Source organism: Serratia sp. CY43202, assembly GCF_052168755.1.
GTDB lineage: Bacteria > Pseudomonadota > Gammaproteobacteria > Enterobacterales > Enterobacteriaceae > Serratia > Serratia bockelmannii.
The window spans coordinates 261,113-286,673 of sequence record NZ_JBJNMB010000001.1 but is presented as its reverse complement, the minus strand read 5'-3'; the positions used below and the strand labels follow the sequence as shown (position 1 = coordinate 286,673).

Annotated in this window: 21 protein-coding genes, 1 tRNA gene and 2 other RNA genes; 18 read left to right on the top strand and 6 right to left on the bottom strand. The window is 59.0% G+C overall.

Going from position 1 to position 25,561, the window contains the following annotated elements; all coding sequences use genetic code 11:
- Positions 1-213: 213 nt before the first annotated feature.
- Together mtr and yeiP are read left to right on the top strand one after the other, a co-directional pair.
- The gene (gene mtr / locus ACJ8J5_RS01405) at positions 214-1,458 is read left to right on the top strand and encodes a tryptophan permease (protein ID WP_025303548.1); all 1,245 of its coding nucleotides are present in this window, start codon (positions 214-216) and stop codon (positions 1,456-1,458) included.
- Between the two features lie 126 nt (positions 1,459-1,584).
- Complete coding sequence (gene yeiP / locus ACJ8J5_RS01400) at positions 1,585-2,157, top strand: elongation factor P-like protein YeiP (protein WP_004935725.1); 573 nt, start codon at positions 1,585-1,587, stop codon at positions 2,155-2,157.
- A 42-nt stretch (positions 2,158-2,199) separates the two neighbouring features.
- Here the strand turns inward: yeiP and uxuA are convergent, their stop codons facing one another.
- A complete protein-coding gene (gene uxuA, locus ACJ8J5_RS01395; protein WP_049208508.1) occupies positions 2,200-3,390 on the bottom strand; it encodes a mannonate dehydratase in 1,191 nt (396 codons plus the stop codon).
- A gap of 293 nt (positions 3,391-3,683) precedes the next feature.
- On the opposite strand from uxuA, the gene ACJ8J5_RS01390 reads away from it, so the two are divergent.
- On the top strand, positions 3,684-5,156 hold the full coding sequence (locus ACJ8J5_RS01390) for a mannitol dehydrogenase family protein (RefSeq protein ID WP_147824035.1): 1,473 nt from the start codon (positions 3,684-3,686) through the stop codon (positions 5,154-5,156).
- Positions 5,157-5,217: 61 nt separating this feature from the next.
- Here the strand turns inward: ACJ8J5_RS01390 and ACJ8J5_RS01385 are convergent, their stop codons facing one another.
- Positions 5,218-5,526, bottom strand: a complete 309-nt coding sequence (locus ACJ8J5_RS01385; protein ID WP_004935734.1) for a type 1 fimbrial protein — start codon at positions 5,524-5,526, stop codon at positions 5,218-5,220.
- Positions 5,527-5,844: 318 nt separating this feature from the next.
- On the opposite strand from ACJ8J5_RS01385, the gene ACJ8J5_RS01380 reads away from it, so the two are divergent.
- The 8 genes from ACJ8J5_RS01380 (at position 5,845) to yejF (ending at position 16,226) form a co-directional block, all read left to right on the top strand.
- Positions 5,845-6,819 carry a CobW family GTP-binding protein gene (locus ACJ8J5_RS01380; RefSeq protein ID WP_025303551.1) on the top strand — a complete coding sequence of 325 codons (975 nt, stop codon included), beginning with the start codon at positions 5,845-5,847 and terminating at the stop codon, positions 6,817-6,819.
- A gap of 78 nt (positions 6,820-6,897) precedes the next feature.
- Entirely contained in the window at positions 6,898-7,608 is a 711-nt protein-coding gene (locus tag ACJ8J5_RS01375; RefSeq protein WP_025303552.1) for a phosphatase PAP2 family protein, read from the top strand.
- A 410-nt stretch (positions 7,609-8,018) separates the two neighbouring features.
- Positions 8,019-8,594: a bifunctional murein DD-endopeptidase/murein LD-carboxypeptidase gene (gene mepS / locus ACJ8J5_RS01370; protein ID WP_025303553.1), complete on the top strand. Its 576-nt coding sequence runs from the start codon at positions 8,019-8,021 to the stop codon at positions 8,592-8,594.
- Between the two features lie 412 nt (positions 8,595-9,006).
- Complete coding sequence (locus tag ACJ8J5_RS01365) at positions 9,007-10,593, top strand: cyclic di-GMP phosphodiesterase (RefSeq protein ID WP_025303554.1); 1,587 nt, start codon at positions 9,007-9,009, stop codon at positions 10,591-10,593.
- Positions 10,594-10,682: 89 nt separating this feature from the next.
- Positions 10,683-12,491 (top strand): extracellular solute-binding protein, encoded by a 1,809-nt coding sequence (locus tag ACJ8J5_RS01360; RefSeq protein ID WP_043136440.1) that lies wholly within the window; start codon positions 10,683-10,685, stop codon positions 12,489-12,491.
- 9 nt (positions 12,492-12,500) lie between these two features.
- Positions 12,501-13,592, top strand: a complete 1,092-nt coding sequence (locus tag ACJ8J5_RS01355) for a microcin C ABC transporter permease YejB (protein WP_025303556.1) — start codon at positions 12,501-12,503, stop codon at positions 13,590-13,592.
- Positions 13,589-14,614 (top strand): ABC transporter permease, encoded by a 1,026-nt coding sequence (locus ACJ8J5_RS01350; RefSeq protein ID WP_089196095.1) that lies wholly within the window; start codon positions 13,589-13,591, stop codon positions 14,612-14,614. The genes ACJ8J5_RS01355 and ACJ8J5_RS01350 overlap by 4 nt, the downstream gene beginning before the upstream one ends.
- Position 14,615: 1 nt before the next feature.
- Positions 14,616-16,226, top strand: a complete 1,611-nt coding sequence (gene yejF / locus ACJ8J5_RS01345) for a microcin C ABC transporter ATP-binding protein YejF (RefSeq protein ID WP_167324462.1) — start codon at positions 14,616-14,618, stop codon at positions 16,224-16,226.
- Between the two features lie 8 nt (positions 16,227-16,234).
- On the opposite strand, the gene ACJ8J5_RS01340 is transcribed toward yejF, so the two are convergent.
- The 3 genes from ACJ8J5_RS01340 to rsuA form a co-directional block, all read right to left on the bottom strand.
- Entirely contained in the window at positions 16,235-16,579 is a 345-nt protein-coding gene (locus ACJ8J5_RS01340) for a YejG family protein (RefSeq protein ID WP_004935763.1), read from the bottom strand.
- Positions 16,580-17,173: 594 nt separating this feature from the next.
- Positions 17,174-18,370, bottom strand: coding sequence for a Bcr/CflA family multidrug efflux MFS transporter (locus ACJ8J5_RS01335; RefSeq protein ID WP_025303559.1), 1,197 nt, complete (start codon positions 18,368-18,370; stop codon positions 17,174-17,176).
- 41 nt (positions 18,371-18,411) lie between these two features.
- Positions 18,412-19,125 (bottom strand): 16S rRNA pseudouridine(516) synthase RsuA, encoded by a 714-nt coding sequence (gene rsuA, locus ACJ8J5_RS01330; protein WP_025303560.1) that lies wholly within the window; start codon positions 19,123-19,125, stop codon positions 18,412-18,414.
- 318 nt (positions 19,126-19,443) lie between these two features.
- Between rsuA and ACJ8J5_RS01325 the strand changes: the two genes are divergently transcribed.
- Both ACJ8J5_RS01325 and rplY read left to right on the top strand, forming a co-directional pair.
- A complete protein-coding gene (locus ACJ8J5_RS01325) occupies positions 19,444-21,201 on the top strand; it encodes a DEAD/DEAH box helicase (protein ID WP_414105080.1) in 1,758 nt (585 codons plus the stop codon).
- 162 nt (positions 21,202-21,363) lie between these two features.
- The gene (rplY, locus tag ACJ8J5_RS01320; RefSeq protein ID WP_004935776.1) at positions 21,364-21,648 is read left to right on the top strand and encodes a 50S ribosomal protein L25; all 285 of its coding nucleotides are present in this window, start codon (positions 21,364-21,366) and stop codon (positions 21,646-21,648) included.
- A gap of 84 nt (positions 21,649-21,732) precedes the next feature.
- Here rplY and yejK read toward each other — a convergent pair whose 3' ends face one another.
- Positions 21,733-22,740 carry a nucleoid-associated protein YejK gene (gene yejK / locus ACJ8J5_RS01315; RefSeq protein ID WP_004935779.1) on the bottom strand — a complete coding sequence of 336 codons (1,008 nt, stop codon included), beginning with the start codon at positions 22,738-22,740 and terminating at the stop codon, positions 21,733-21,735.
- A gap of 211 nt (positions 22,741-22,951) precedes the next feature.
- Here yejK and ACJ8J5_RS01310 point away from each other — a divergent pair, with 211 nt between their 5' ends.
- The 5 genes from ACJ8J5_RS01310 (at position 22,952) to ACJ8J5_RS01290 (ending at position 25,453) form a co-directional block, all read left to right on the top strand.
- Entirely contained in the window at positions 22,952-23,179 is a 228-nt protein-coding gene (locus tag ACJ8J5_RS01310) for a YejL family protein (protein WP_004935782.1), read from the top strand.
- A 9-nt stretch (positions 23,180-23,188) separates the two neighbouring features.
- On the top strand, positions 23,189-24,970 hold the full coding sequence (gene yejM / locus ACJ8J5_RS01305) for an LPS biosynthesis-modulating metalloenzyme YejM (RefSeq protein WP_308370282.1): 1,782 nt from the start codon (positions 23,189-23,191) through the stop codon (positions 24,968-24,970).
- Positions 24,971-25,048: 78 nt separating this feature from the next.
- A tRNA-Pro gene (locus ACJ8J5_RS01300) sits at positions 25,049-25,125 on the top strand.
- Between the two features lie 34 nt (positions 25,126-25,159).
- Positions 25,160-25,289: non-coding RNA, RtT sRNA (locus tag ACJ8J5_RS01295), on the top strand.
- A gap of 34 nt (positions 25,290-25,323) precedes the next feature.
- Positions 25,324-25,453: non-coding RNA, RtT sRNA (locus ACJ8J5_RS01290), on the top strand.
- The last annotated feature ends 108 nt before the right edge of the window (positions 25,454-25,561 follow it).

Here is a 25,561-nt window from a genome sequence, read left to right as displayed (position 1 = left end):
GGCCGCCAGCAGAATCCCTGCGCCCCTGCGATCTTTACACTCGTCCCGCAACCGTCTTACCCCGGCTGATTCGCCGCCTGGCGAGTAAACGCCCAAAAAGCCGCAATTTAAAGACAAAAACGCGTGAAACGTGCAATCCCCCCGCTTTACATGCGCCATGCGCCCATGTACCATTGAGCTAGTACAAAAGAACTTCTTCCATCAGGAGCACGCATGTCTACGGACACCATCCAGAAGCTAGCCCGCCCTTCCGTCCTCGGCGGCGCGATGATCATTGCCGGAACCGCCGTTGGCGCCGGCATGTTTTCCATTCCGATCGTCACTTCCGGTGTCTGGTTCAGCGGCTCCGTCGCGCTGCTGGTGTATACCTGGGCCTGCATGTTGCTTTCCGGCCTGATGATCCTCGAAGCCACGCTGCACTACCCGAGCGGCGCCAGCTTCAACACCATGGTCAAGGATCTGCTGGGTAAGGGCTGGAACGCCGTGAACGGCCTGTCGGTGGCGTTCGTACTCTACATCCTGACCTACGCCTATATCTCCGCCGGCGGCTCGATTATCGCGCATACGCTGGAGGGCATCGTCGGCGTCGGCCAGACCACCGCCGGCCTGGTCTTCGCACTGGTCGTGGCGTTTATCGTCTGGCTCTCCACCCGCGCGGTCGACCGCCTGAGCACCATTCTGATCGGCGGCATGGTGATCACCTTCGTGATGTCCGTGGGCGACATGTTCACCCACGTGCAGCCCGCGGTGCTGTTCAACACCGGCGATGACCAGGCCAGCTATCTGCCTTACGCCCTGGCGGCGCTGCCTTACCTGCTGACCTCGTTCGGCTACCACGGCAACATTCCCGGGCTGGTGAAGTACTACCACAAGGACAGCAGCTCCGTGGTGCGCAGCCTGGTGTACGGCACCCTGCTGGCATTGGCTATCTACATCCTGTGGCAGTATGTGATTCAGGGCAATATCGCGCGCGATGCCTTTAAGCAGGTGATCGCCGAAGGCGGCAATATCGGCAGCCTGCTCAAGCAAATGGGCAACGTCTCCAGCAGCCAGACCGTCAGCCAACTGCTGAACGCCTTCTCCTATATGGCGCTGGCCAGCTCGTTCCTCGGCGTGTCGCTGGGCCTGTTCGACTACCTGGCGGACTTCTGCAAGTTCAAGGATGACGCCGTCGGGCGCAGCAAGACCGCGCTGGTGACCTTTGTGCCGCCGACCCTGGCCGCGCTGCTGTTCCCGAACGGTTTTCTGTACGCCATCGGCTTTGCCGGGCTGGCGGCCACCATCTGGGCGGTGATCGTGCCGGCGCTGATGGCGCGCGCCAGCCGCCGCCGCTATCCGCAGGCGGGTTACCGCGCACCGGGCGGTAACGGCGTGATCCTGTTCGTCATCCTGTTCGGCTTGATCAACGCCGCCGCGCATATTCTGTCGCTTTTCGGCCTGCTGCCGGTCTTCCACTAATCCCCGACGGGAGGGCGGCCGCCCTCCCTTTCCCGCACTGTTTTTGCGCCGGGCTATTGCCTGAAATCGGTGGCGCGAGTACCTTGTCGCAACTTCTCTAATACTCTTCATTGCGGATGAATTGAAATGGCAAGAGCTAACGAAATTAAACGCGGCATGGCGATCAGCTACAACGGCAAGCTGCTGCTGGTAAAAGATATCGACGTGCAGAGCCCGAGCGCCCGCGGCGCCAGCACCCTGTACAAAATGCGCTTCTCCGACGTGCGCACCGGCCTGAAAGTGGAAGAACGCTTCAAGGGCGACGATATCCTGGACACCATTTCCCTGTCGCGCCGCAAGGTGAACTTCTCCTATATCGACGGCGAAGAATACGTGTTTATGGATGACGAAGATTACACGCCGTACATCTTCAAGAAAGACCAGATCGAAGACGAGCTGCTGTTCATTCCGGAAGGCGGCCTGCCGGGCATGCAGGTGCTGACGCTGGATGGCCAGGTGCTGGCGCTGGAGCTGCCGCAGACCGTAGATATGGAAATCGTCGAGACCGCGCCGGGCATCAAAGGCGCTTCCGCCAGCGCCCGCAACAAACCGGCCACCATGGCGACCGGTCTGGTGATCCACGTGCCGGAATACCTCAGCGCCGGCGACAAAATTCGCATTCATATCGCCGAACGCCGCTACATGAGCCGCGCTGACTAGTCGCGCCAGCGGGGCCGAGTCTCGGCCCCGTTTCATTTTCCGCTACGGCAATTCCGGGAAAAAGCGCCGCTTGAGCGCCAGCTCGACGCCGCGCAGCTCCGCCAGCCCTTTCAACCGCCCGATGGCCGAATAGCCCGGATTGGTTTTCTTTTTCAAATCGTCCAGCATCTGATGCCCATGATCGGGGCGCATCGGGATCGGCCGCCGATCGCCGGCCCGTTGCCGACGCAGCTCTTCGGTCAGGATCGCTTCGATCACCGCCACCATGTCCACATCGCCCTGCAGGTGCGCCCCCTCGTGGAAGCTTTTCGGGTTCTCCTCGCGGCAGGTGGCGCGCAGGTGGGTGAAGTGAATGCGATCGCCGAAGGTTTCAATCATCCGCACCAGATCGTTGTCGGCGCGCACGCCGTAGGAACCGGTGCACAGGGTGAAACCGTTATGAATGCTGTCGACGGTCTGCTTCAGCCACTGCATGTCTTCAATCGTGGAGACGATGCGCGGCAGGCCGAGGATCGGCCGCGGCGGATCGTCGGGATGCACCGCCAGCCGGATGCCGGCCTCTTCCGCCACCGGCACGATGGCGCGCAGAAAGATCGCCATGTTTTCGCGCAATTGCGCCTTGTCGATGCCGTCGTATTCCGCCAGGCGGCGGCGGAACTGATCCAGCGTATAGCCTTCTTCCGCTCCCGGCAGGCCGGCGATGATATTGCCGGTCAGCGTGGCTTTCTCCTCCTCGCTCATGGCGGCGAAATAGGCTGCCGCCTGACTGCGCTCTTGCGGCGTATAGTCCACCTCGGCGCCGGCGCGCTGCAGGATATGCAGCTCGAACGCGGCGAAGGCGATCTGATCGAAACGCAGCGCTTTGGCGCCGTCCGGCAGCGAATAGGCCAGATCGGTGCGCGTCCAGTCGAGGATCGGCATGAAGTTATAGCAGACGGTATCGATGCCACAGACCGCCAGGTTGCGCAGCGTCTGCTGGTAATGGGCGATATGCCGCTGCCAGTCACCGCTGTGAGTTTTGATTTCCTCATGCACCGGCACGCTCTCCACCACCGACCACACCAGTCCTTTTTCCGCCAGTAACGTCTGGCGCGCGCGGATCTCATCAATCGGCCAGACTTCGCCGTTCGCGATATGATGCAGCGCCGTCACGACTCCGGTCGCCCCGGCCTGACGCACATCATCCAAAGAGACCGGATCGTTCGGGCCATACCAACGCCATGTTTGTTCCATGTTTTGTCCTTATGCCTGTCTCGCATCGCGATGCTGTTATACCAGTTTAACGTAGATGTCAGTTACCTTTAAGGTACTCTTTCGCAACGCGCTGTCAAAAGTGAACCGCGCATTGGTTGATCCACTTCACGATTTTGGCTTATTTTGGACTGACCAATTCCTTTAACTTGTCGACAGACCTACACTGGTCGCAGTTTTTTATCGCCGGCGCCACCCTGCCCATACGGCGGCAAACTGGTCCGCTAACTTGATGCAAGTGGCCCGCCAGCTGTCCTACACGCTTTGGAGATGAGATGAAAACGATCGCCAACACCCCGCTACCGGGCACCGTCCGGCAACCGAACTATGATCGCCGTGCCCTGCGCAGCCGTATCGTGCACCTGGGTTTCGGCGCTTTCCACCGCGCACATCAAGCGCTGCTGACGGATCGGGTATTGAACGCCCAGGGCGGCGACTGGGGCATTTGCGAAATCAGCCTGTCTGGCGGCGTGCCGCTGTTTGAGGCGCTGCGGCAGCAGGATCATCTGTACAGCGTGCTGGAGAAAGGCGCGGACGGCCATCAGGCCATTGTGATCGGCGCGGTGCATGAAAGCCTGCACCGCAAGCTGGAGGGCATCGCCGCAGTGCTGGAGAAGCTGGCAGAGCCGCAGGTGGCAATCGTCTCGATGACCATCACCGAAAAAGGCTACTGCATCGAGCCCGGCAACGGGCAACTGGATTGGCAGCATCCGGGGATCGTCGCCGATCTGGCGGCGCCGCATCAGCCGCAGACCGTGCCCGGCATTGTGGTAGAGGCGCTGCGGCTGCGGCGCGAACGCGGCCTGCCCGCCTTTTCCCTGCTCTCCTGCGACAATATTCCGGAGAACGGCCACGTGCTGCGTCGGGCGGTGCTCGATCTGGCGCAGGCGCGGGATCCGTCGCTCGCCGATTGGATCGCCGCCGCCGCCACCTTCCCCTGCACCATGGTGGACCGCATCGTGCCGGCCGCCACGCCGACCACGCTGGATGAGATCGCCGCCGCGCTGGGCGGCGTGCGCGACGAATGCGCCATCGCCTGCGAGCCCTTCATTCAATGGGTGGTGGAAGACAACTTCGTCGCCGGACGCCCGGCGTGGGAGCTGGCCGGCGCCCAGTTGGTCAGCGATGTGCTGCCGTTTGAACACATGAAGCTGCGCATGCTGAACGGCAGCCACTCGTTCCTGGCTTATCTCGGCTACCTGGGCGGCTACCGCTATATCAACGAGTGCATGGCGGATGAGCACTACCGTCGCGCCGCCCTGCGATTGATGCTGGACGAACAGGCCCCGACGCTGAGCGTCACCGGCATCAGTCTGGCCGACTACGCCGCACAGCTTATCGCGCGCTTCAGCAATCCGGCGCTGCAACACCTCACCTGGCAGATCGCCATGGACGGTTCGCAGAAGCTACCGCAGCGTCTGCTGGACGCCGTGCGCTGGCATCTGCGGCACGGCGGCGACTATAGCGGGCTGGCGCTGGGCGTGGCGGGCTGGATGCGTTACATCGGCGGCGTCGATGACGCCGGACAGCCGATCGACATTCGCGATCCGCTGGCAGATGTGCTGCAACAGACTGTCGCCGCCACGCCGGACGATCGGCGGCGCGTAACGGCGCTGCTGGCGCTCAAACCGGTGTTCGGCGAAGCGCTGGCGACGCATGGGGGGTTTACCGACGCAGTGACGCAAGCCTATTTGTCACTGCGCGATCGCGGTGCGCGTGAAACGGTGAAGGAGTGGGTGAAGCGGTGAAGTGCCTGCAGGCTGAGAATAACCATGCCGACGTAACGTTACGCCGGCATGGCGGAACGACTTAACGATAAACGACCGTCATAACAGCAAGTTTCTTCTGTTGGTCTACCCACTTCATTTCGGTTGTGCCAAGATTCAGCGGAAGTTCTTTGCGTGTAGTATCAAAACCTGACAACGCTTGCTGGGCCTGATAATGCTGGCCGTTGCGGTAACATTGCGTATTCGCCTTAGAATCTGCAATCTTGACCGTGCAAGGACTTTCAACGATAGAGCCGACGAAGCGAATTACCCCACCGGCCACTCCTGCCTGACTCACTGCCGTCCATGAAAACAACATTCCTACGATCAAAAATAACCGAAAGGTATTCATGGCAACCTCATTTTTAGTTAAGCCAATTTAACCATAGAGGATCTTGTTAGGAATAATCGCAAGGAAAGGGACAGGATTTGATCGTTAATCGCGTAATTAACAATGTAAAAACAAGCTACTAACAAAAGTTAACCGTATCTAATACAGGGTTTTATCTAAGAATTTTCTTGCAAAGAAAGGTGGATTTTATCGGTTGAAAAGCGCAGGGTGACGTGCAAAATTTGCGAGATAGAGCACAAATTAAATCGCGGTCGTTTCACCGATACGGCTGCGTAACTCATTTATTAAGCAGGTTAATTTTTGCGCCAGGAATGATTAATGACCAAAACCAATTTGATTACCGGTTTCCTCGGCAGCGGTAAAACCACCACTATCCGCCATTTGCTGGCTCATAAACCCGAACATGAACGCTGGGCGGTATTGGTCAATGAATTCGGCGAGATCGGCATCGACGGCGCGCTGCTGGCGGACAGCGGCGCGGTGCTCAAAGAGATCCCCGGCGGTTGCATGTGCTGCGTCAACGGCCTGCCGATGCAGGTGGGCTTGAATATGCTGTTGCAACAGGCCAAACCGGACCGGCTGCTGATCGAGCCGACCGGGCTAGGACACCCGAAGCAAATCCTGTCACTGCTGACCCAGGAGAGCTATGCCGGCTGGATCGATCTGCAGGCCACGCTGTGCCTGCTGGATGCCCGCCAGCTTAGCCAACCCCGCTACCGCGACAACGAAAATTTCCGCGATCAGCTGGCCGCGGCCGACGTTATTCTGGCCAGCAAAAACGACACCTATCAACCGCAAGACAGACTGGCGCTGGAAGCCTGGAGGGCGCAAGATTCGCTGCAGCGGCCCTGCTACGCCATCGCGCAAGGCGAAGCAGATGTCGCGCTGTTGTCACTTCCTCGCACAAATCGTACAGAATTGCCGGACGCGCAGCATCATCATGGTCAGGCGAAAAAGCAGGGGCTGGCGGCGCTGCGGCTGCCGGAACACGCCCGTTGGCGGCGAGCGCTGAACGAAGGGCAAGGCTTCACCAGCTGCGGCTGGATTTTTGACGGCGACACCCGGTTCGATACCGTCGGTTTCATGGAGTGGGTGCGGCTGGCGCCGGTCGAACGAATCAAAGGCGTGGTGCGCATCCCCGAAGGCACATTGCTGATCAATCGCCAGGGGCAGGATCTCAACATCGAAACCCGCCCGCTCGCACCGCTCGACAGCCGAATTGAACTGATCCACAGCGAAAATGCCGATTGGAACGCCCTGCAATCCGCCTTGTTTAAGATTCGTTTAAGTTAAACCCCGTACCGTTGCCCCCCGGTTGTCGCAGGGCAACCGGGTTTTGTTTCGTTTTCATTTTTCCAACAGGTTTATGTCATGACGCGCCGCAATTTACCCTTCATTCTCTTCTTCAATTTACTGGGCGTTGCGCTGTTTCTGTCCTGGTTCCTGCCGGCCAATCACGGCGGCTGGTTTACCCTGGATTCGGCGATCTTCTTCTTCTTTAACCGCCATCTGGCCACCGACCCGGCGTTTTTGCACCTGGTCGCCATCACCAACAACCGCGCGTTCGACGCGATCTCGCTGCTCGCCATGGGGCTGCTGTATCTGTACTTTTATCTGAAGCAGGACGCCGCCGGCCGCCGCCGTCTGGTGATCACCGGCGTGGTGATGCTGCTGACCGCCGTGGTGCTGAACCAGCTTGGCCATCTGCTGCCGGTGAAGCATCCAAGCCCCACCCTGACCTTTGACAATATCAATCGCGTCAGCGAACTGACCGGCATCCCCACTAAGGACGCTTCCGGCGACAGCTTCCCCGGCGACCACGGCATGATGCTGATTATTTTTTCCTGCTTTATGCTGCGCTATTTCGGCCGCGGCGCCTTTGCCATCGCCCTGCTGATTACGCTGGTCTTCTCATTGCCACGCGTGATGATTGGCGCCCACTGGTTTACCGATATCGCCGTCGGCTCGCTGTCCGTGGTGCTGGTTGGTGCCAGCTGGGTGCTGATGACGCCTTGCAGCGACTGGATCGTCGATCGGTTGAACCGCCTGTTGCCCGGCAAGCACCGTCCCAGCCAACCATAATATGCATTTATGACTCATACCGGGAGGTGCCCGCCTCCCGGCCTTTCCCCCTTCGCCGAGCGCAAAATGTCGCCACCAGTCGTTAACGCTTTTGCAACCTGATTTCACGCCAGATTCATACATCGGACAATTGGCGTTTTTTATATGAAGATTTACATTATGTTACATCACAAATTCATATAAAAAAGACGGGAAAAAGGCTCGCAATCCCCTATTTGTTCCGGTAATCTCAGATGCGTTTGTGCCTGGTTTAAGTCGAATCAGTATGGAATCCGATAAAAATGTGCGTTCTCGCACGTTTTCAACGGTAACTGGTTGTCGATGCAACAGGTGCGGACTAGGCTCGTTCCGTTTGGCATTTTTCAGGTAGCGACTTTCGTCGTTAAGGACTTCAAGGGAAAACAACAACAATGGTCAAATCTCAACCGTTTCTGAGATATTTTTTGCGGGTAGTCCCTGCAATTGCCGCTGCGGTTATGCTGTCAGCGTGCAGCTCGACTCACACTTCGAACTTGAATAACGCACAAACTGAGATGCGTGCAGTTAATGACAAAGACGGTCTTTTACTGCAAGCCTCTCAGGATGAATTCGAAGCGATGGTCCGCAACGTTGACGTCAAGTCAAAGATTATGGATCAGTACGCGGACTGGAAAGGCGTTCGCTACCGCTTAGGCGGTGACACCAAGCGCGGCATCGATTGCTCGGCGTTTGTACAGCGCACCTTCCGCGAACAGTTCGGTATGGATTTACCGCGTTCTACCTATGAACAGGAAGATCTCGGCAAGAAAATCCAGCGCACCAAGCTGCGCGCCGGCGATTTAGTGCTGTTCCGCGCCGGTTCTACCGGGCGCCATGTCGGCATCTATTTAGGTAACGATCAGTTCGTTCACGCTTCTACCAGCAGTGGCGTCATGATTTCCAAGCTGACCGATAACTATTGGAATAAACGTTATCGAGAAGCACGCCGAGTGTTGACCAACGGCTGACGGCGCAACGCCCTGAAGATCCTGAATACCAAACGAGCGATAAGCGCCGCCTACGGGCGGCGTTTTTTTTGGCTGTCGAATGGGTATCATCAAGATTGATCCCTGCCTTATCGTCACCGTTCCCCACTTAACACTGCCGCACGTCGTTATTTTGATAAACTGTTGGCAGGAAATCGCGCCATCGAGGAAAAACTCGCCTATTATCGTCAGATGACGGCAACGGCGCCCCGGCGTTATTTAAAACGTTTCCGCTTAAAATAGGCGCATTATATTTCTGTCGGCGACGTCGCGTATTTAAACGGCGCCGCCGGTTGGTTCGGGATAAAAAGTCAAAAATGAAAAAAAAGCCGTTGGCACAATCCATTAACTGGCTGTGCGACACCCCTGACGCCCGGTTGCAGAGGACTCGGTTATGGGCTTGAAAAGAGCTTTTGCCCGCAGCGTGTCTCACCGACAGCGCAGCCTGGCTAAAAGCGGTGTCGCTGCCCTGGTATTTTTTACGCTCTTCACTGCGGTCACGCTTTCTTTGATCAACCACCAGCGCACGCAATATCAACACAAGGTCGAAGCGCGTACGCAAAAATTCACGCTGGGTTATATCTCGCACCTGACGGCAGTGATGCAGCAAATGATGCCGCTGCTGGACAAGCCTTGCCTCTCCAGCCAGTCGGATATTACCTACCAAGCGGCCTTTACCAGCGGCGTGCGCACCTTCCTGTTGGTAAAAGGCGGCTACGCCTATTGCTCTTCCGCCACCGGTGACATGATGTTGCCGATGAAAAATCTCTACCAGGAAATCGACTGGGATCTGCCTTTGGATCTGAAGCTGCAGCAGGGCACGCCGATCGTACCGAACAAACCGGCGGTTGCGGTTTGGCTGCGGCATCCCGGCGAAAAGGCCACCGGCATCCTCGCTACGTTGGACATCGATCTGATGCCCTACTTACTGTTCACCTCGCATGACGAACAGGCGCCGGGCATCGCCATCGTGATGGGCAACCGCGCCCTGACCACCTTCAGCCCAAACCTGATGCCGGTCGATCAACTGCCGAAAGGCAAGGCGGATACCCTGACGATGCCCAATCTGCCGCTGACCATCCTGTTCTACAACGAGAAACTGACGCCCAATGACATTCGCCTGACGCTGCTGGGCAGCCTGGTGCTGTCGCTGATGATTGGCGTGCTCTGCTACTATATGCTGCTGTTGCGGCAAAGCCCGGAGCGTGCGCTGCTGCGCGGCATCAAGCGCAACGAGTTCTTTATCGAATACCAGCCGGTGTTCCATACCGACAGCAACAGCATTGGTGGGCTGGAAGCGCTGATCCGCTGGCAGCATCCGCTCGAGGGCCGCATCCCGCCCGATGTCTTTATCCCCTACGCCGAAAGCAACGGGCTGATCGTGCCGCTTACCCGCCATCTGTTCAGGCTGATCGCCGAAGATGCGCCGCAGCTCGCCAAAGCGCTGCCACGGGGAGGCAAAGTCGGTCTCAATATTTCCCCTGCCCACCTTAGCGCGCCGTCGTTCCATCAGGACGTGTATGAACTACTGACGCAGCTGCCGGGCGATTACTTTACGCTGGTGTTTGAAATCACCGAACGCGGCATGGTGGAAGAAGAGAGCGCGCTGGCGGAGTTCGACTGGCTGCACAAACAGGGTATCGAGATCGCGGTGGACGATTTCGGCACCGGGCACAGCGCGTTGATCTATCTTGAGCGCTTCACCATGGATTACCTGAAGATCGATCGCGGCTTCGTCAACACCATCGGCCAGGATACGGTCACCGCGCCGGTGCTGGATGCGGTGATCTCGCTGGCGAAAAAGCTGAAAATGCTGACGGTGGCCGAGGGCGTGGAAACCGCCGAGCAGATGCAGTTCCTGCAAGAACACGGCGTCAACTTCATGCAGGGCTACTACTTCAGCAAGCCGCTGAGCATCGATGATTTCGTCGCTTACTGCAATGCTAATCAGGTCTTTGATTATCAGGAAAAAAATAGTTAATCTTTAGGCAACTTTACCCTACGCCCACCCGAAGAATGTTATGCTGGGCGCAGGTTGTACCTTATTCCACAGCAGGAGCTTACCGTCCGATGTCCGTGCGCATTTTCGCTGCTCTGGTGCTCTCGGCACTGAGTTTCGGTCTGCAGGCCGAAGCCCTCAACGAAAGCTACGCTTTCGCCCTGCTCGGTGAACCGAAATACGCCACCGACTTCAGCCATTTCGACTACGTCAACCCGGCGGCGCCCAAAGGCGGCGACGTACGGCTGGCGGCCATCGGCACCTACGACAACTTCAACCGTTTCGCTACCCGCGGCGTACCCGGCGAGCGCACGATGGAGCTGTACGATACGCTGTTCACCAACTCCGACGACGAACCCGGCAGCTATTACCCGTTGATTGCCGAATCGGCCCGTTTCCCAGCCGACATGCGCTGGATGGAATTGGATATCAACGCCCGCGCCCGCTTCCAGGACGGCAGCCCGATCACCGCCGCCGACGTGGCCTTTACTTTCAATAAATTCATGACCGAAGGCGTACCGCAGTTTCGCTCCTTTTACAAAGGCGTCACGGTCAAGGCCATTTCCCGGCTGACGGTGCGCATCGAGCTGCCTAAGGCAAATCGCGATCAAATCCTCAGCCTGCTCAGCCTGCGCGTATTGCCGGAAAGCTTCTGGAAAAACCATAAGCTCAACGAACCGCTCAGCACCCCGCCGCTCGCCAGCGGCCCGTACAAAATCGGCGATTACCGCCTCGGCCAGTACATCACCTATCAGCGGGTGCGCGACTACTGGGCCGCCAACCTACCGGTGAATCGCGGCCGCTATAACTTCGACAGCATTCGCTACGATTATTACCTGGACGATAAAGTGGCGCTGGAAGCCTTCAAGGCCGGCGCTTATGATTTCCGCATCGAGCCGTCGCCCAAGAGCTGGGCCACCCAGTATCAGGGCGGTAATTTCGCGCGCAACTACATCATCAAACAGGACGAAACCAACCAGGCGGCACAGAATACCCGCTGGCTGGCGTTTAACCTGCAAAAACCGCTGTTCGCCGATCGTCGGGTACGGGAAGCGATCGGCCTGGCTTTCGACTTCAACTGGATGAACAAAGCGCTGTATTACAACGCCTATCAGCGCGCCGACAGCTATTTCCAAAACACCGCCTACGCCGCCCGCGGCTACCCGGACGCCGCTGAACTGGCCTTGCTGGCGCCGCTCAAAGGCCAGATACCGCCAGAGGTGTTTACCAGCATCTACCAACCGCCCTCCTCCGACGGCAGCGGCAACGATCGGCAAAACCTGCTGAAGGCGACCCAACTGCTGAAAGAAGCCGGTTGGGTGGTCAAAAATCAAAAGTTGGTCAATGCCAAAACCGGCCAGCCGTTCACCTTTGAACTGATGCTGCTGAGCGGCAGCAACTTCCAGTACGTGTTGCCGTTTCGCCACAACCTGCAGCGGCTGGGCATCGATATGCAAATCCGCGAGATTGACGCCTCGCAGTACACCCGCCGCATGCGCGAGCGTGATTTCGACATGATGTCGACGGTGTACATGGCGATGCCGTTCCCCAGCGCCGATCTGCAAATCCTGTGGGATTCGCAGTACATCGACTCCAGCTACAACACGGCCGGCGTCAAGGACCCGGCGGTCGACAGCCTGGTCAGGCAAATCGCCGCCCATCAGGGCGACGAAAAAGCCCTGTTGCCGCTCGGCCGCGCGCTGGACCGGGTGCTGACCTGGAACAACTACATGCTGCCGATGTGGTACTCCAACCACGATCGCTATGCCTATTGGGACAAATTCTCCACGCCGTCGATCCGCCCGGCCTATGCGATTGGCTTCGACAACTGGTGGTACGACGTCAACAAGGCGGCGCGCTTACCGGCTCAGCGGCAATAAGGAGTCGGAATGGCGGCCTATCTGATACGCAGACTGTTATTGGTGATCCCCACGCTGTGGGCGATCATCACCATCAACTTTTTTATCGTGCAAATCGCCCCTGGCGGCCCGGTGGATCAGGCCATCGCCGCCATCGAGCTGGGGCACGGCAGCGGTTTTGGCAGCGGCGGTGTCGGCGAAGGCCTGGGCCATGCCCGGACGGGCATTGCGGCAGGCGACGGACAATATCGCGGTTCGCGCGGCCTGGATCCGGAGGTGATCGCCGAGATCACCCAACGGTACGGCTTCGACAAACCGCTGCACGAACGCTACTTCACCATGCTGTGGAACTATATGCGCTTCGACTTCGGCGACAGCCTGTTTCGCGGCGCTTCGGTGATGCAACTGATTAGCCAGAGCCTGCCGGTCTCCATCACGCTGGGCCTTTGGAGCACGCTGATCATCTATCTGGTGTCGATCCCGCTCGGCATCCGCAAGGCCGTCCACAACGGCAGCGCATTCGATACCTGGAGCAGCACGCTGATCATCATCGGCTACGCCATTCCGGCTTTCCTGTTCGCTATCCTGATGATCGTGCTGTTCGCCGGCGGCAGCTACCTCGACTGGTTCCCGCTGCGCGGCCTGGTGTCCAGCAACTTCGACACTCTCTCGTGGCCGGCGAAGATCGCCGACTACCTGTGGCACATCACATTGCCGGTGCTGGCGACGGTGATCGGCGGCTTCGCCACCCTGACCATGCTGACCAAAAACGCGTTCCTTGATGAGATCCGCAAGCAGTACGTCACCACCGCCCGCGCCAAAGGGCTGGACGAAAAAAAGATCCTGTACCGCCACGTGTTCCGCAACGCCATGCTGCTGGTGATCGCCGGTTTTCCGGCCACCTTCATCAGCATGTTCTTTACCGGATCGCTGCTGATTGAGGTGATGTTCTCGCTCAACGGTCTGGGGCTGCTGGGCTACGACGCCACGCTGCAGCGCGACTACCCGGTGATGTTCGGCACGCTGTATATCTTCACCCTGATCGGCCTGCTGTTGAACATCCTCAGCGATGTCACCTACACCCTGGTCGATCCGCGCATTGACTTCGAGGCCCGCCAATGAGCCGCCTTAGCCCAATCAACCAGGCGCGCTGGGCGCGCTTTCGCCGCAACCACCGCGGCTACTGGTCGCTGTGGATCTTTCTGGTGCTGTTCACCCTGAGTCTGGCCGCCGATCTGATCGCCAACGACAAACCGCTGTTGGTGCGTTATGAAGGCCGGTTATACCTGCCGTTTATGATTAGCTACAGCGAAACCGCCTTCGGCGGCGAACTGAATACCGAAGCCGACTATCAGGATCCGTTCGTCCAGCGGCAGATCGAACGGCACGGCTGGGCGGTCTGGGCGCCGATCCGTTTCAGCTACGACACCATCAACTTCGCCACCGAGGTGCCCTTCCCCTCGCCGCCTTCGCGCCATAACCTGCTGGGCACCGACAGCAACGGCGGCGATGTGCTGGCTCGGGTGCTGTATGGTTTTCGCATTTCAATGCTGTTCGGCCTGGCATTGACGCTGTTTTCCAGCCTGATCGGCGTGTGCGTCGGCGCGACCCAGGGGTATTACGGCGGGCGTTTCGACCTGTGGGGGCAGCGCTTTATCGAAGTGTGGTCGGGCATGCCGACGCTGTTTCTGATCATTCTGCTGTCGAGCATCGTCCAGCCCAATTTCTGGTGGCTGCTCGGCATCACCATCCTGTTCGGCTGGATGAGCCTGGTGGGCGTAGTGCGCGCCGAATTCCTGCGCACCCGCAACTTTGACTACATCCGCGCCGCGCGCGCCATGGGCGTGCCGGATCGGGTGATCATGTCCCGCCATATGCTGCCTAACGCCACGGTGGCGACGCTGACCTTCCTGCCGTTTATCCTTTGCGGCTCGATCACCACCCTGACGTCGCTCGATTTCCTCGGCTTCGGGCTGCCGATAGGCTCGCCGTCGCTCGGCGAATTGCTGCTGCAAGGCAAAAACAATCTGCAGGCGCCGTGGCTCGGCATCACCGCCTTCCTGGTATTGGCTGTGCTGCTGTCGTTATTAATCTTTATCGGCGAAGCGGTGCGCGACGCCTTTGACCCCAGCAAGGCGCATTGATATGGCCACTCCTTTGCTCGCAATTCAAGATCTCAGCATCGCCTTCCGCCAGGGCGACACCGTCACGCCGGTGGTCAACGAACTCTCGCTGCAAATCGCGCCGGCGGAAACGCTGGCGCTGGTAGGGGAGTCCGGCTCCGGCAAAAGCGTCACCGCCCTGTCGATACTGCGCCTGCTGCCCGCGCCGCCGGTGGTTTACCCTGCCGGCGATATCCTGTTCAACGGCGACTCGTTGCTGCATGCGCCGGAAGCGGCGCTGCGCAAGGTGCGCGGCAATCAGATCGCGATGATCTTTCAGGAGCCGATGGTGTCGCTTAACCCACTGCACACCATCGAAAAACAGCTGGCGGAAGTGTTGATGCTGCACCGCGGCCTGCGGCGCGAAGCCGCGCGCGCAGAGATCGTCGAGTGCCTGGAACGCGTCGGCATCCGTCAGGCCAAGAGCCGGCTGCAGGATTACCCGCATCAGCTGTCCGGCGGCGAACGCCAGCGGGTGATGATCGCCATGGCGGTGTTGACCCGCCCAAAACTGCTGATCGCCGACGAACCCACCACCGCGCTCGACGTTACTATCCAGGCGCAGATCCTGACGCTGCTGCAAGAACTGAAGCAGGAGATGGGCATGGGGTTGCTGTTTATCACCCATAATCTGAATATCGTGCGCCGCCTGGCGGATAACGTGGCGGTAATGCGTCAGGGGCGCTGCGTAGAGCAAAACGCCCGCACGCAGCTGTTCAGCCGCCCGCAACATCCTTACACGCAGCAGCTGCTGGCCGCCGAGGACGTCGGTGAACCGCTGCCGCTGCCTGCCGCAGCCAACAGGCGCCCCGGCGACGAGCGGCCGCTGCTCAAGGTGGAAAATCTGCAGGTGCGCTTCCCCATTCGCCGCGGCCTGCTGCGCCGCACGGTGGATTATCACTATGCCTTGAAATCATTGAGTTTCGAGCTGCGCGCCGGGGAAAGCGTGGGGCTGGTGGGAGAATCCGGCTCGGGCAAAAGTACCACCGGGCTGGCGCTGCTGCGCCTGCTGGCCTCGCAGGGTGCCATCTGGTTCGACGGCGAACCGCTGCACCCGCTCACGATGAAGCAGATGCTGCCCTACCGCAGCCGAATGCAAATCGTCTTCCAGGATCCCTATTCCGCCCTGAACCCGCGCCTGAACGTACAGCAGATCATCGCCGAAGGGCTGGAAGTGCACCAGCGGCTTACCGCCGAGCAACGGGAACAGCGCGTGATCGCGGTGTTGCAGGAGGTCGGGCTGGACCCGCAGCTGCGCCACCGCTATCCCACCGAGTTTTCCGGTGGCCAGCGCCAGCGTATCGCCATCGCGCGTGCACTGATCCTGCAGCCACAGTTGCTGATCCTCGACGAGCCGACCTCTTCGCTGGATAAATCGGTGCAGGCGCAGATCCTGACGCTGCTGAAATCGCTGCAGCAACGCCACCGGCTGGCTTATCTGTTCATCAGCCATGACCTGCAGGTGGTGCGTTCGCTATGCCACCAGGTCATCGTGTTGCGACAGGGAGAAGTGGTTGAACAGGGAGACTGCCGGGCGATTTTCGCGGCGCCCGCCGCCGACTATACCCGTCAACTGCTGCAGTTGGCGGACTAGCGGCGAATTTAGAAAGGGTATTGCGCGCTGAGCGGTTCGGCGATCGCGGCGCCGACGTTTTTCAGGCGGCACATGGTGGCGCTCTCGTCGCTGCGCTGCACGAACAGGCAAGGTTCCCCTTCCCATTCAACAATCGCGCAGTCGACCTGAATCTCCTGCAGCGACAGATTGAGCTGTTGCATGACCTGCCAGGCCTCGGCCCCTTCATGGCTGAGTAACTTCAGACCAATCAGGTTGTTATCTTCGTCTATTCCGTTAAACGGAATCGGTTCGACCTTCACGCCGGTGAAACCAGATAGCCAACGATAACTTTGCGGCAAGCGATGCACTACCGAAAGTTGGATACTTTCCACATGAAATCCCTAGATTGAAAAGGTGAAACACTTTTACCTGACAGGGTTACTAAGTTATAGCCGTTGACTCCCGACTCTGCCGCGCACAAATGTTATTTAAATGTAAATTTTGCCGCTAGCCATTAACCTGACCCCGTGCTTGCCGATGCCGTGCCATTTTTTGGCGCGCCGTGCGGTGTTATTTCACGGCATTTTGCGACTCAGCTCGCATTTTTGCGTTATATGTAACCCTTTCCCGCAGCGATCTCAACTCTTTTTTCTTGCAATGCGACTACTTTTCCGTCGCCATATTTTTACAATGAAGAAACATTTAGCCCGCCACGTTAGCGCAACTGTCTCTTCTAATAGCTTGATTTATATCAATCCTAATACAAACAGCTCACGCTGTTCAGCCGACAGAGCGCCGCGCCTCCCGGGGAATATTGGGCGGCACGATGGCGGAATTTTTTAACAAAAAGCACACAGAGGGGAAAACGGCCAATTGATTAGCTTGCGTATATTTAGCAACAAATTTTTCATTGCCAGTTGCACCCTGAAATGGCAAGGCGCAACCCTAAGGCGATGCGGGGCAAAACGCCCCGAATCGGGAGAACGTCAGGCTGCGCGATCGCGCGGCCGGCTGGCGTAAACATAGAACAGCACCGCCACGATGCTGCACAGCGCCATCGAGGTGACCATGGGCCAAGCGCTTTTGCCCGGCGCCATCGACAGCACCGCCCCCACCAACGCACCGATGCTGAAGCGCAACGTGCCGGCCAGGGAAGAAGCGGTGCCCGCCATATGCGGGAAATCATCCAGGATCACCGCCATGGCGTTGGAGGAGATCATCGCGATGCACCCCAGATAGACCGCAACGCCGATCACCAGCGCCCAGAAACCCAGACCGACAGCGCTCACCGCCAGCAGCCACAGCCCCATCGCCAGCTGTACCAGCAGCCCCAGCTTGAACATCTTGACCGCGCCGAACCGCCGCACGTTGCGGCTGTTAATCAGCGTCGTCAGGAACAGGAACACGATGTTCAGCGCAAAATAGTAGCCGAAGTGTTGCGGCGAAACGTGGTTCAGTTCGATGTAGACGAACGGCCCGGCGCTGAGGAACGAGAACATGCCGGCGAACGAGAAGGCGCTGGCCAGCATGTAGCTCAGCACCCGTTTGTGGCGGAACAGCGAACCGAAATTGCCCAGCGTGGTGCGCAGGTGGAACCGCTGTCGCCGTTCTTTCGGCAGAGTCTCCTTGATGAACAGGGCCACCAGCAGTGAACCGATCAACGCCGCGGCGCCCATGGTCCAGAAGATGGCGTGCCAACTGAACCACAGCAGCAGCGCCCCGCCGATCATCGGCGCCAGCAGCGGCGCGATGGTCATCACCAGAATGACGAACGACATCATGCGCGAGAACTCGTCCTTGGTGAACATGTCGCGCATCAAGGCGTTGATCACTACGCTGGCGGCGGCGGCGGCCAAACCGTGCAGGAAACGCAGCCCGATCAGCTGATCGATCGATTGCGCCATGGCGCAGGCGCAGCCGGCGATGGCGAAGATCAGCGTACCCCACAGGATCACCGGCTTGCGGCCGATGCTGTCCGACATCGGTCCATAGAACAGCTGCCCGAAGGCAAAGCCGAGCATATAGGCGCTGAGCGTCATCTGCACGCTGCCGGACTCGACGCCAAACTGGGCGGCGATCACCGGCATACTGGGCAGGTACATGTCGATGGCCAACGGCATCAACATAGACAACAGGCCCAGAATGAAAATCAAACCGAGATGAGAGGTTCGGTTCTGTTGCACGTTCCACGACTCCTTAATCGGCCGCAATCGATGATCGGTTATCAGTCCTGCAGGTGCGGCGCGCCCACGCTGGCGATCTCTTCTTCGGTCAGTGGGCGGTATTCACCCGGCGCCAGATCGTCATCCAGCACGATGGCGCCGATGCGCTCGCGGTGCAACTCGATCACCCGATTGCCGACGGCAGCGAACATCCGCTTCACCTGGTGGTAGCGCCCTTCGCTGAGGGTCAGGCGCACCACGTGCTCGTCGACCTGCTCCAGCGTCGCCGGCCGCGTCAGATCTTTCTCGTTGTGCAGTTGCACCCCTTCGGCGAAACGCTGCGCGGTGTCTTCCGCCAGCGGGTGCTCCAGCGTCACCAAATAGGTTTTCTCACAGTGGTGGCGTGGCGACGTGACGCGGTGCGACCACTGGCCGTCGTCGGTCATCAGCACCAGCCCGGTGGTGTCGATATCCAACCGTCCGGCGGCGTGCAGCTTGTACGCGACCGGCTCATCGAGGAAGTACAGCACCGTCGGATGATCGGGATCGTCGGTGGAACAGACGTAACCCTGCGGTTTGTTGAGCATGAAATAGCGCGGGCCGTTCTGCTGCTGCAGCGGATTGCCGTCGAACGCCACTTCTTGCTCCGGGGTCAGTTTGACAGCCCCGCTCTTCACCACCTCACCGTCCACGGTGACGCGTTTAGCCCGAAGTTCGCGCGCAACCAGCGCACGGCTAATGCCTAACTGCTGAGATAAAAACTTGTCCAATCGCATGGGATCTGCTTTGCCTGTCGTTGTTATGATCGCATTGATCGTATTGCCAAAATATGACGCCCGCCGTTGCACCGGGTGCAAATGGCAGGTTCAGGGGGGAAATCGCGTGGGGGAACAGCGATTGCTGTCACACGAGTATAGCGGTACAACGCGTTGCCCGACAGGGGTAATTTTCACGCTTCTCGCACCGCGCGCGCGCAGAAGGCATAATAATAGAAATTTTTCGGCCGCCCGGCACGTAAAATGTCACGGTTTCTGTGGGAACAGAGGTGACAAAACCGGTTCCCGGCGGCCCATTCCAACCTACGGCGTTCATTTATGGCCTTTACCCTACGCCCCTACCAACTGGAAGCGGTCGAAGCCACCATCAACCATTTCCGGCGGCACCCCGAACCGGCGCTGATCGTGCTGCCGACCGGTGCCGGCAAAAGCCTGGTGATCGCCGAGCTGGCGAAGCGCGCCCGCGGGCGGGTGCTGGTGCTGGCGCACGTCAAGGAACTGGTGGCGCAAAACCACGCCAAATACTGCGCCTACGGGCAGGAAGCAGACATCTTTGCCGCCGGCCTGCAGCAGAAAGAGAGCGCCGGCAAGGTAGTGTTCGGCAGCGTACAGTCCGTCGCGCGCAACCTGCCGCTGTTCGACGGCGCCTTCTCGCTGCTGATCGTCGATGAATGCCACCGCATCAGCGACGACGACGACAGCCAGTACCAGCAAATCATCCAGCATTTACAGAAAACCAACCCGCAGCTGCGGCTGCTGGGGCTGACCGCCACGCCCTATCGCCTGGGCAAGGGCTGGATTTACCAGTATCACTACCACGGTTTCACCCGCGGCGACGGCGCCAGTCTGTTTCGCGACTGCATCTACGAGCTGCCGCTGCGCTACATGATTAAACACGGCTTCCTGGTGCCGCCTGAGCGGCTGGACATGCCGATCGTGCAATATGACTTCAGCCGGCTGGAGGCCAGGAGCAACGGCCTGTTCAGCGAAGCGGATCTGAACCGCGAGCTGAAGCGGCAAAACCGCGTCACGCCGCACATCATCAGCCAGATCGTGGAGTACGCAGAGGATCGCAAAGGCGTGATGATCTTCGCCGCCACCGTCGAACACGCCCGCGAGATCCACGGCCTGTTGCCGAACGGCGAAGCCGCGCTGGTCAGCGCCGAAACGCCGCCCGCCGAGCGCGATGCGCTGATCGACGCGTTCAAACAGCAGCGGCTGCGCTATCTGGTCAACGTCGCGGTATTGACCACCGGTTTCGACGCGCCGCACGTCGATCTGATCGCGATCCTGCGCCCCACCGAGTCCGTCAGCCTGTACCAGCAGATCGTCGGGCGCGGGCTGCGGCTGGCGCCCGACAAAAAGGATTGCCTGATCCTCGACTACGCCGGCAACCCGCACGATCTGTTCACGCCGGAGGTCGGCGTCAGCAAGCCGCACGGCGACAGCCAGCCGGTGCAGGTATTCTGCCCGGCCTGCGGCTTCGCCAACCTGTTCTGGGGCAAGTGCACCGAGAACGGCGATATCATCGAGCACTACGGCCGCCGCTGTCAGGGCTGGCTGGAGGACGACGACGGCCACCGCGAGCAGTGCGATTACCGCTTCCGGTTCAAGAGTTGCCCGCACTGCGGCGCGGAGAACGATATCGCCGCACGCCGCTGCCATCAATGTCAGGAAGTGTTGGTCGATCCCGATGACATGCTGAAGGCGGCGCTGAAGCTGAAAGACGCGCTGGTGCTGCGCTGCGGCGGCATGGAACTGCAGAGCGGCCGCGACGACAAGGGCGAATGGCTGAAGGCCACCTATTACGACGAGGACGGCACCAGCACCAGCGAGCGCTTCCGCCTGCAGACGCCGGCGCAGCGCAAAGCGTTCGAGATGCTGTTCCTGCGCCCGCATCAGCGCGCGCCGGGCGTGCCGTTCGCCTGGCACACCGCCGCCGACGTGCTGGCGCAACAGCAGGCGCTGCGCCATCCGGATTTCGTGGTGGCGCGCAAACGCGGGCAGTTTTGGCAGGTGCGCGAGAAAGTGTTCGATTATCAAGGCCGTTTCCGCCGCGCCAATCAATTGACCTGAGCGAACGGTCCTCAATCTGGACAGGTTTTCGTTGCCCTGCAGGCGGCTTTCCGTTAAAATGCCGCGCGCTTTACCTGGGCCTGCCCGGCGTTAAAGCGGATTTCCGAACTTGCTACTTGGGTCGCCTGTAGCAGGGTAAATTTTCTTTTAAGAGAAAAAACAATGTTCACTATCAATGCAGAAGTACGTAAAGACCAGGGTAAAGGTGCGAGCCGCCGCCTGCGTGCAGCAAACAAATTCCCAGCTATCGTTTACGGTGGCAAAGAAGCTGCAGTTTCCATCGAATTGGACCATGATTCTGTTAAGAACATGGAAGCTAAACCAGAATTCTACAGCGAAGCAGTAACTCTGGTTATCGACGGTAAAGAAACCAAAGTTAAGGTTCAGGCTGTACAGCGTCACCCGTTCAAGCCAAAACTGGCTCACATCGACTTCGTTCGCGTTTAATCGCTACGTTTTCGAACCTTTCGGGACGCCGAAATAAAGAACGCCGCAATTGCGGCGTTTTTTATTGTCTGCGATTCGGCGCGCTTACTTGCCGCTGCCGGTCCGGCGTTGCAGCTGATCGCGCAGGTTCGGCGGCGTGCCTCTGATGGTCAGCGTGTCGGTGGCCGCATCCCAGAAAATGCGCTCGCCCAGCAGCATGGCGTCGAAATTCAGGCTGATGCCGCCGCCGCTGCCGGCAAATTTGGTCAGCTGGCGCAGCGTGCCGCGATCCGCCGGGAAGCTTTCCTCCAACTCATACCCTTGCTCGCTGGAGAACTGCATGAAGTCTTTCTCGCCGACCGGCGACAGCTCCTGCGACAGGGCCTGCAGTTCAATCTCTTCGCCGGCCTGCAGCTGTTCGTTGCAGTAGCTGTACACCTGTTGGCGCACCGACTGGCGCTCGTTCTTGTCCAACTGCGCATCGGCGCAGTAGTCGTCCACCGCCTGCAGCAGCCCGCGGTTTTGCGCCTTGGTGTCCAACCCTTCGGACGCCGCCAGGAAATCCATGAAGAAGTCGGCGACCTTGCGGCCTACGCGCCCGCGCAGGAAGGTCAGATAGCGGGTCGATTCCGGGTTGGTTTCCCATTCGGTCAGATCGATGCGCGCGACGATATCGGCGTTGTTGATGTCCAGATAGTGCGTGGTGTTGATATCCAGTTCTTCGTTGACGCGCATGCTATTACGGCTGTTCAGCACCGCGATCAGCAAGTACTCCACCGCCAGATAACGGTATTGGCCGAACAGCACCACGCCGCCTTCGGCAAACGGATACTTCGCCAGTTCGTCGCGCAGGCGGCCGGTCGCCGCGCGGCTGAAGGCCAGAAAGTCCTTATCGTCCTTGCGGCAAGTGCGCAGCGCTTCCGCCAGCTCGCTGCCTTCGTTGAACAGGCCCAAGGCCTTGCTCTTGGCGCTGTAGACGCGATGCAGTTCCGTCATCATTTCTTCCACCGCCGCGTTGGTGGGAAGCAAGGTATCGCGCAACACCACGTCCAGCGTTTGCTCGTCGCGTTTCACCAATTGGTGCAGAGCGATCTGGTCGATATCCAGACTCATGATAAATCCTCCTGTTCTTTAGGCGCGTATTCAAACACTGAAGACCCCGCCCTGCAATACTAAAAAGCCGCGGCAAACCGGAAAGGCGCTGCGAGGAGCAGCCCCGCCACGGGCGCCCCCTTCCCCAAATGACAGGAAGTGATAAAAGAGCGGAAAATCACTGCCCTATACGGTAAGATAGGGCACTTTGCAGATTACTAAGCGCAATTTTATGCCACAATCATCCCGTTACAGTGACGAACACGTTGAACAACTGCTCTCAGAGCTGGTCAATGTTCTGGAAAAACACCATACCCCCACCGATCTTTCCCTGATGGTGCTGGGCAACATGGTCACTAATTTGATCAACACCAGCGTTGCCCCCGCGCAGCGGAAAACCCTGGCAAGATCGTTCGCGGAAGCCCTGCAGGCTTCTGTCCGTGAAGATAAAGCACATTAATATTGACTTATGGTGACAAACCGTCAGCGTTATCGTGAAAAAGTCTCCCAGATGATCAGCTGGGGGCACTGGTTCGCCTTATTCAACATCCTGCTCGCCCTTGGGCTGGGCAGCCGCTACCTGTTTGTCACCGACTGGCCCGCATCCCTGCTGGGCCGGGTCTATGCCTTTGTCAGCCTGCTGGGGCATTTCAGCTTTATCGTGTTCGCCGGCTATTTGCTGGTGATCTTCCCGCTCACCTTCGTGGTGATGTCGCAGCGGCTGCTGCGATTTATTTCCGCCGCGCTGGCCACCATCGGGCTCACGCTGTTGCTGGTCGACAGCGAAGTGTTCTCCCATTTCCACCTGCACCTCAATCCGGTGGTGTGGGATCTGGTGGTCAACCCGGACCAGAGTGAGCTGTCGCGCGACTGGCAGCTGATGTTTATCTGCGTGCCCGTGATCTTCCTGGTGGAGATGTTGTTCGGCACTTGGAGCTGGCAGAAGCTGCGCAGCCTGAACCGCCGCCGCTTCGGCAAACCGCTGGCGGCGCTGTTTATCAGCGCCTTTTTCGCGTCGCACCTGATTTACATTTGGGCTGACGCCAACTTCTATCGCCCGATCACCATGCAGCGAGCCAATCTGCCGCTCTCGTACCCGATGACCGCGCGCAAGTTCCTCGAAAAACACGGCCTGCTCGACCAGCAAGAGTATGAGCGCCGCCTGATGCAACAGGGCAACCCGGAAGCGGTGGCGGTGGAGTATCCGCTCAGCGATCTCAGCTACGGCGATAAAGGCAGCGGCTATAACCTGCTGATGATCGTGGTGGACGGCATTCGCGCCAAAGACGTGGCGCAGGACATGCCGGCGCTGACGCGCTTCGCCCAGGAAAACGTGCGTTTCAACGATCACTACAGCTCGGGTAATCATGCCGACACCGGGCTGTTCGGCCTGTTCTACGGCATTTCTCCGACCTATCTGGACAGCGTGCTCGCCGGCCGCAAGCCGTCGGCGCTGCTCAACGCGCTCGGCGATCAGGGCTACCAACTGGGGCTGTTCTCTTCCGACGGTTTCAACGCCAGCCTGTACCGCCAGGCCCTATTGACCGACTTCTCGCTGCCGACGCCGGCGCCGCAAAGCGACGCGCAAACCACGCAGCAATGGCAGCGCTGGCTGACGGATCAGGGCGGCAAAGAGCCGTGGTTCTCCTATATCAACTTCAGCGGCGCCGAGCCGGCCGAAGGCGACAAAACCCCGGCGCCGGCCGATTTTATCCAACGCTATCGCACCGGCGCGCAAGACGTGGATGCCCAGATAGCCCAGGTGCTGGATACCCTGAAACAGCGCGGTCTGCTGGACAAAACCGTGGTGGTGATCACCGCCGAACACGGCGTCGAATTCAACGACAGCGGCAAAGGCCAATGGGGCGCCGGCACTGCCTTCAACCAGGCGCAACTGCAGGTGCCGTTGGTGATCCACTGGCCGGGCACCCCGGCGCAGACCATCAGCAAGCTGACCGGCCATAACGACGTGATGCGCACCTTGATGCAACGGTTGCTGCACGTGAAAACCGCGCCGAAAGACTATTCGCAGGGCGAAGATCTGTTCACCGCCCAGCGCCGCAACGACTGGATCGCCACCGGCGATGGCAATCAGCTGGTGATCACTACGCCGACGCAGACGCTGATGCTGGACAACAGCGGCAACTATCGCGTCTACGATCAGAACGGCGAAGAAATAAAAGACGAGAAACCGCAGCTTGCTCTGCTGCTGCAGGTGCTGACCGATGTAAAACGCTTTATCGCCAACTAACTGCTTAAAACTAAAGCAATCAAGTGGCGAGGCGCTTGCATTAACATCGGGAATCGGTAGTATGATTTTTCATAGCGTCGGCATGTAGCGCAGCCTGGTAGCGCACCGTCATGGGGTGTCGGGGGTCGGAGGTTCGAATCCTCTCATGCCGACCAAATTTAAGAAAACCTGCTGTTACAGCAGGTTTTTTTTCGTCTGCACGTCGAGAGGATGAGAATCTCCGAAGGAGGTTTGAGCCGAACGTAGTGAGACCACGTTGCTTTAGCAACGGCCCGCAGGGCAAGCATCGAAGATGCGCATAATCCTCTCATGCCGACCAAATTTAAGAAAACCTGCTGTTACAGCAGGTTTTTTTTCGTCTGTACATTGAGAGGATGAGAACCTCCGAAGGAGGTTTGAGCCGAACGTAGTGAGACCACGTTGCTTTAGCAACGGCCCGCAGGGCAAGCATCGAAGATGCGCATAATCCTCTCATGCCGACCAAATTCAAGAAAACCTGCTGTTACAGCAGTTTTTTCGTCTGCATATTGAGAGGATTAGGCCGCACCGGTTTGGCCCATGCGCTAGCGGAGGCCTGGGCAGGGCCTCTCT